Annotated in this window: 7 protein-coding genes; 3 read left to right on the top strand and 4 right to left on the bottom strand. The window is 38.1% G+C overall.

Going from position 1 to position 5,623, the window contains the following annotated elements; all coding sequences use genetic code 11:
• The first annotated feature begins 12 nt into the window (after positions 1–12).
• From ACQR30_RS14370 to ACQR30_RS14360, 3 genes are read left to right on the top strand one after another with little or no spacing between them, the layout of a single operon-like run.
• Positions 13–150, top strand: coding sequence for a hypothetical protein (locus tag ACQR30_RS14370; protein ID WP_429736320.1), 138 nt, complete (start codon positions 13–15; stop codon positions 148–150).
• The gene (locus tag ACQR30_RS14365; RefSeq protein WP_429736318.1) at positions 147–1,397 is read left to right on the top strand and encodes a 3-deoxy-D-manno-octulosonic acid transferase; all 1,251 of its coding nucleotides are present in this window, start codon (positions 147–149) and stop codon (positions 1,395–1,397) included. Before ACQR30_RS14370 ends, ACQR30_RS14365 begins: the two co-directional genes overlap by 4 nt.
• A 27-nt stretch (positions 1,398–1,424) precedes the next feature.
• Positions 1,425–2,852, top strand: a complete 1,428-nt coding sequence (locus tag ACQR30_RS14360; protein WP_429736316.1) for an APC family permease — start codon at positions 1,425–1,427, stop codon at positions 2,850–2,852.
• Here the strand turns inward: ACQR30_RS14360 and ACQR30_RS14355 are convergent.
• From ACQR30_RS14355 to ACQR30_RS14340, 4 genes are read right to left on the bottom strand one after another with little or no spacing between them, the layout of a single operon-like run.
• The gene (locus ACQR30_RS14355; protein WP_429736314.1) at positions 2,838–3,464 is read right to left on the bottom strand and encodes an AAA family ATPase; all 627 of its coding nucleotides are present in this window, start codon (positions 3,462–3,464) and stop codon (positions 2,838–2,840) included. The two genes, ACQR30_RS14360 and ACQR30_RS14355, sit on opposite strands and share 15 nt — an antisense overlap.
• Before the next feature lie 7 nt (positions 3,465–3,471).
• Positions 3,472–4,035 (bottom strand): NUDIX hydrolase, encoded by a 564-nt coding sequence (locus ACQR30_RS14350; protein WP_429736312.1) that lies wholly within the window; start codon positions 4,033–4,035, stop codon positions 3,472–3,474.
• A 16-nt stretch (positions 4,036–4,051) separates the two neighbouring features.
• Positions 4,052–4,579 (bottom strand): YfiT family bacillithiol transferase, encoded by a 528-nt coding sequence (locus ACQR30_RS14345; protein WP_429736310.1) that lies wholly within the window; start codon positions 4,577–4,579, stop codon positions 4,052–4,054.
• Between the two features lie 8 nt (positions 4,580–4,587).
• Entirely contained in the window at positions 4,588–5,349 is a 762-nt protein-coding gene (locus tag ACQR30_RS14340; protein WP_429736308.1) for an ABC transporter ATP-binding protein, read from the bottom strand.
• Between the last annotated feature and the right edge of the window lie 274 nt (positions 5,350–5,623).

Below are 5,623 nucleotides of genomic sequence, written 5' to 3'. Positions count from 1 at the left end.
TTACCAGAAGCTATAGAGAAAATAAAAATAAATACCCGTCATTACGCCAAAAGACAAATCACATGGTTTAAAAAGCAGGAAGATTTTCACTGGTTTCACCCTTTGGAAAAAGAAAAAATATTATCTTGTATCAAATATGCCATTGAATGAATTTGTTTTTCTACAGACTCTTTATTTTCCTTTACGCTTTTGGCGTAGACATCGCCTCTATCTTTAACCGGAAAGCAAGGCTTTGGAAACAAGGTCGCATCAAATTATTTAAAAAAATACGTAAGGCCTTCAAAGAAAATACATCACCGGTCATTTGGTTTCATTGTGCGTCCTTAGGAGAATTTGAACAAGGACGGCCGCTACTTGAAAAACTAAAACACCAACATCCTACACACAAAATATTGCTTACTTTCTTCTCTCCCTCAGGCTACGAAGTACATAAAAATTATGCCTTAGCGGATTACGTTTTCTATTTACCATTAGACGGAGAAGTCAATGCACGGAAATTCTTATCAATAGTTCAACCTCAATTAGTCATTTTTGTAAAGTATGAATTTTGGTATTTCTATTTAAAGCAAATAAAGCAAAAACAAATCCCGCTCTTATTGGTTTCCGCAATTTTTAGAGAAAATCAACCATTTTTCAAATGGTATGGAAGCTTACATCGGACTATGCTCCAATATTTTTCTCATATTTTTATTCAAGACACCGTTTCACAAGAATTATTGAAATCCATTCATATAATCAATACGACTATCTGCGGAGATACCCGTGTAGACAGGGTCATAGAAATTGCGAAGAATTGGTCTCCGGTAGAACAAATAGAAGAGTTTTGCAATAACCATCCTGTCATTGTTGCCGGTAGTACCTGGGATGAAGACGATGAAGTGCTGAATCATTATGCCAATAAAAACGTTGACACACGTTTCATTATTGCACCGCACGAAATTGATACAGAGCGCTTACATGATTGCTTACACATTTATAAACAATCCATTTTATATAGTCAATATCTACGTGAAAAAACAGTGGATGCATCCATAAACACCATTATTATAGATAATATAGGCATGCTGAGTCGTTTATATAAATACGCGGATATATGTTTTATTGGCGGCGCTTTTGGGGAGGACGGGGTTCATAATGTATTAGAAGCAGCAGTCTATAATAAGCCAGTGGTTTTCGGCCCAGTGTTTGACAAATTTTTAGAAGCGGTGGAGTTGGAAGCCTCTGGCGCGGCATTTTCAGTGGAGAATATATTAGAACTAGAAGAGACATTCAATGATTTGCTTGAAAATCAAAAGCTTTATTATAATGCTTGCGATACCGCAAAGAACTATTTACAAAGCAAATCAGGCGCCACGGGACAAATATTGCTTTACATTGAAAATAATATATTAAGCTAATTTTCACCAAAACAAACTTCCCAAACTATGGAATCTGAAAAAAAGTCTTTCAAGCCCTCTCTGGGACTGTTGGATGCCACAATGATTGTAGCCGGCAGCATGATTGGTTCGGGTATTTTTATTGTCGCATCCGACATGACGCGCGATATTGGCAGCGCTGGCTGGTTAATACTCGTATGGGTTATTACCGGCTTTATGACCATTGCTGCCGCCGTAAGTTACGGAGAACTGAGCGCGATGTTTCCAAAAGCCGGGGGGCAATATGTATACTTAAAAGAAGCTTACAATCCGCTGGTGGGCTTTTTGTATGGTTGGAGTTTTTTTGCAGTTATACAAACAGGCACTATCGCTGCTGTGGGTGTGGCTTTCAGCAAATTCGCCGCATATCTCTTCCCGCAGGTAAGTGAAGATATCGTATTGTTATCCATCGGATCTTTACACATCAGTCCGGCCCAAGTTTTATCTATCGTCATCATCATACTGCTTACTTTTTTAAATACAAAAGGTATTAAAAATGGAAAACTGGTGCAAACATTTTTCACAACGATAAAATTATTAAGCCTATTTGGATTGATTATTTTCGGGCTATTGGCCATCAAAGAAAATGTGTGGCATGCCAACTGGCAGAATGCTTGGAATATTGGACATTTTAATGCAGACGGAACCGTAACTCATTATGTCGGGCTGGCTGTATTAGGTGCCGTTGCGGCTGCCATGGTAGGTTCTGTTTTTAGTAGCGTAGCCTGGGAAAATGTAACGTTTATCGCCGGAGAAATTAAAAACCCCAAACGCAATGTCGGACTAAGTTTATTTTTAGGGACACTTATCGTTACATTGATCTACCTTGCTGTAAACTATGTATACCTTGCTGTATTACCTTTGCATGATATTGCCTATGCAGCAAAAGACAGAGTAGCTGTAGCGGCGTCACAACAGGCATTTGGCCGAGTAGGCACTATTATTATTGCATTGATGATAATGATTTCCACATTCGGATGCAACAATGGGTTAATTCTCTCTGGTGCTCGTGTATATCATACCATGGCAAAAGACAGGTTATTTTTCAAAAGAGCCGGAACCCTCAACAAATATTCGGTACCGGAATATGGTCTCTGGATCCAATGCATTTTTGCCAGTTTACTTTGTTTAAGTGGAAAATATGGTGACCTGCTGGATATGGTTTCTTTTGTAGTAGTCCTTTTTTATATGCTTACAATTATCGGCATTTTTATTTTAAGAAAGAAAAGACCAGATGCAGAAAGGCCGTACAAAGCGCCACTTTTCCCAATACTTCCGGGCATCTATGTTCTACTGGCTGCAGCATTCTGCCTATTGCTCATCTTCTACAAGCAAAATTATGTAATTGGTGGTTTGGTGATTGTGGCTTTAGGATTTCCCCTGTACTATATTGCCCTGAAAAATAGGAAAAATAGCAATCACTTAGAGGATGAATAGTTGCTCGATGGCAGCAATTGCATTGGCAATACGTTTGTCATTTTGCCCACTGATAATTTCAAAAGGCACATTTTGATTGACTAAAATATCAAGATATATTTCAAATAATTCTTTGCGCGAATGCTCATCAGGGTATTCGCGCAATTCGTCTGCAACCCACGGCAAATCTATATCACAGAGCAAATAAAAATCATATTTTCGGGTGGCAATTTCTTCTAAAATAAAATTGTGACATCGATTAAAAACATACTCACACCATACTTTCATTACGTACATATCGGTATCGATAAATAAAAGTGGGAAAGTCTGATGACCAGAAAGCTCTGCAACGTGGGAGTCTGATAATGCGATAGACAAATCCTTCCCTGATCCACTATTTTTTTGTCTTTCTGCTTTTTGAACTTCCTCCACACAACTGTCTTCTAATGCCAATTGCCCTTTAGCAATAACCAATAAATCTTCATAAGTATATTCCTTACCATTTTTCAACAAATATTCACGTGCATATTCGCTGCACCAAATAGTTTGATAATGGTCAGACAAGGCTGCGCAGAGACTAGACTTCCCCGTACTTTCCGGTCCGATGATGGTTATTTTTTTTAATGCGCTCAAGCAATTTTTATTTTAACTGTAGTCTATTTAAATAAGATAGCGCGTAAAAAGATGTGGTTATATGCATGGACTGCACCATTCGTTTTTCTGCCAACAGCTGAAAAAATTCTTCAAAACTTACTTCTAAGATTTCAATTTCCTCGTTCTCATCTAAATTCTGGTCTTGTATTTTTTTCCCTCCGGTAGCAACAAACATATGCATCAAATTACTATTGGTAGATGGATTTGCAGAAGTTCTTCCCAAAGAATGGACTGATTCAAAGGCATAGCCTGTTTCTTCCAACAATTCACGGCGAATAGCGTCTTCAAAGTTAGCATCTGCGGCATCTACACAACCACCGGGTAATTCTATACCAACTTCGCCCAATGCGTGCCGATATTGTTTTACTAAGATTATTTTTTCATCTTCTGTAATGGCCAAAGCTGTTACCCATTCCGGAAATTCAAATACATAGTAAGGATCAACAATTTTGCCATCATTGCGTTCACAGCGATCTTTTCGGGCTGTAAGCCAGGTGTCTTTAAATAAATACTGTGAAGAAAGCGTTTTCCATTTTAAATTCTCGTCCATAATACTCATTTTTCGTTTACCAATTCATCCGCTCTCTTAATTCCGTAATGTGTGCGGTATGATGTCTCCCATGCCAGGAATACATACCCAGCAGAAACCAAAGTGTCATTTCTTTTTTACTTCCAGGGTTGTATATTGTTTTATTCCAGTCTTCCTTGTTCAAGCTTTGCAAAAGCGCCACCCACCTTAAATGTAAAGCGTGCAATAGTGTGATGGAAACATTTATAGGTTGCGTTTTTACATCACCGAGTTCTGACCAAAGTTTTTCATCATAGGTTTTTATCGTAGGATTATCTTCCGTCAATGCTAATTTAAACCGCACATAAGAATTGATATGGCTGTCTGCCAAATGATGCACTACCTGATGAAGAGTCCAACCGCCGTCCCGATACGGGGTCTGCAATTGTGCTTCATCCAGATTTAGTACGGCACGTTCTACATCCCCAGGCAATGTTTCCAGATCAAACAGCCACTTACTTTTCAATTCTTCTGAAAATATCTGCGGTTGATATTTTCCGATGGGGTAACGAATATCTTGTTGCATAAATTAAATTATTCTGCTCTTAAATCTTTTCCTGTAAGATGAATGAATACATCTTCTAAATTGGCATTTTTAACTTGTTTCGGTCGTTCAAAACCGGTCGCCACTAAATTGTCAATCATATTGTCGGGTGTATCTAAGGTGATGATTTTGCCTGCATCCACAATAGCAATTCTATCACAAAGGAACTCCGCTTCATCCATATAATGGGTAGTAATAATAACGGTTGTGCCTTTGTCGCGAATCTCCAAAATCAAATCCCACAAATTGCGGCGCGCTTGCGGATCAAGCCCTGTAGTCGGTTCATCTAAGAAAATAATTTTAGGCTGATTGATCAAAGTGGTCGCGATGGAAAAACGCTGCTTTTGGCCGCCACTCAATTGCTTAAATTTGTTTTTTGCTTTGTCTCTTAAATTCACGGAATCCAATAGCTTCAACGGGTCTACCTTTTTGTTATATAATCCCGCGAACATGTCTACAAGTTCTGTAAGTGAAAGCCCGGGATAATAGCCGGCTGCCTGCAATTGCACCCCAATAATTTTCTTTATATCATTAGGTCTTTTATCTAAATTCATTCCATCAACAAATATCTCTCCACTCGTTTTTTTGCGTAGGGTTTCAATAATTTCAAGGGTAGTAGATTTACCGGCACCGTTTGGACCAAGCAGTCCAAATATTTCCCCCTCCATCACATCAAAAGAGATACCTTTTACCGCCTCAAAATCGCCATATTTTTTCCTTAAGTCCTTAACAGTAATGATTGATTTTTGCATGCCTGCAAATTAATTAATAATAGATGATTAAAAATTAATAATTTGTATCGTTGCAATATTTTATGATTTAACCCCCGGCTACTCTAATAATTTGCTTACAGGACCCTTTCCTTTTTTAAGCACCAAAATAATCTCATTAGGTTTATATTTGCCCCACAGTAACAGCATATAAATTCAAAATGAGAGTATTCAAATTTGGTGGAGCGAGCGTACAAGATGTGGACCACGTCAAACATGTAGCAAAAATTATAGAACAATACCAAGAAGAGAAATT

Source organism: Arachidicoccus sp. (assembly GCF_050436765.1).
Lineage (GTDB): Bacteria > Bacteroidota > Bacteroidia > Chitinophagales > Chitinophagaceae > Arachidicoccus.
The sequence above is the reverse complement of the archived record's forward strand: the minus strand, read 5'-3'. Positions and strand labels throughout refer to the sequence as shown.

What these genes read in the sequence shown, in the direction of transcription:
- ACQR30_RS14365 (WP_429736318.1), top strand. Translation starts at nt 147, where the DNA reads ATGAATTTGTTTTTCTACAGACTCTTTATTTTCCTTTACGCTTTTGGC.
- ACQR30_RS14360 (WP_429736316.1), top strand. Translation starts at nt 1,425, where the DNA reads ATGGAATCTGAAAAAAAGTCTTTCAAGCCCTCTCTGGGACTGTTGGAT.
- ACQR30_RS14350 (WP_429736312.1), bottom strand. Translation starts at nt 4,035, where the DNA reads ATGGACGAGAATTTAAAATGGAAAACGCTTTCTTCACAGTATTTATTT.
- ACQR30_RS14345 (WP_429736310.1), bottom strand. Translation starts at nt 4,579, where the DNA reads ATGCAACAAGATATTCGTTACCCCATCGGAAAATATCAACCGCAGATA.
- ACQR30_RS14340 (WP_429736308.1), bottom strand. Translation starts at nt 5,349, where the DNA reads ATGCAAAAATCAATCATTACTGTTAAGGACTTAAGGAAAAAATATGGC.